The organism is Paenibacillus sp. MER TA 81-3 (assembly GCF_023713585.1).
GTDB lineage: Bacteria > Bacillota > Bacilli > Paenibacillales > Paenibacillaceae > Paenibacillus_B > Paenibacillus_B profundus.
In genome coordinates, this window is record NZ_JAMAWB010000050.1 from 1 (window position 1) to 892 (window position 892).

Below are 892 nucleotides of genomic sequence, written 5' to 3' on the forward strand. Positions count from 1 at the left end.
TGACGGATTGTAATATGAAGTGCGACAGTTACCATTAAATAAAAAAATGGCTCATGATTGATTCGTGTAAAATGGAGTCACCACAACAACCATTACACGGAGGAATCAATCATGAGTTACTCACATTTTAACATGTTCGAACGGGGGAAGCTAGAGCTCCTGCACAGCCAGGGCTGGTCCACCCGAGTCATAGCGAGGGAACTAGGACGACACCATTCGAGTGTTGCTCGTGAGTTGAAACGCAATCAGATTTCCAACGAATACAAGGCAGATGCTGCTCATATAGCCTCTGAGGAACGTCGTAATCTTGCCCGTTACTTAGGAAAGCATACACCTGAGCGAATCGATTACATCACGGAGAAACTCGAGGCTACTTGGTCTCCTGAACAGATCGCTGGTCGTATGAAACAAGACTATCCAGACATCCGTATATCCTTTAAAACGATCTATCGCTGGCTGTACTCAGGCCTGTTGGTACAAGGGAGCATTGAAGTTCTTCGACACAAAGGAAAACGCCGCAAACCAGCAGAAACACGCGGACGATTCAATATCGGAAGAACAATCAGCCAGCGTCCCGTGGAAGTACGAAAGCGTGAGAGCTTTGGGCATTGGGAACTCGATACCGTCGTATCTAGCCGTGGTAGAAGCAAAGCTTGTGTGGCAACCTTTGCAGAGCGTAAGACACGCTGGTATCTTGCGGTGAAGATGCCTGATCGCACCGCTTCTTCCATGGAAGAAGCATTTGATAAAGTAGCTAAGTCCTATCCTACACCCACGTTTCAGACGGCGACCGTGGATCGAGGCAAAGAGTTTGCTTGTCATCGAAACCTTGAGTCCTCGCACAAGATTAAGGTCTATTTCGCTGATCCCTATTCGTCATGGCAAAGAGGAA

General features: G+C 47.5%; 1 protein-coding gene. It reads left to right on the plus strand.

Annotated elements, in window-relative coordinates:
• Nucleotides 1-111: 111 nt before the first annotated feature.
• Nucleotides 112-892 (plus strand): IS30 family transposase (locus M3650_RS31145; RefSeq protein ID WP_251580221.1); only part of this gene is annotated, 781 nt, incomplete at its 3' end.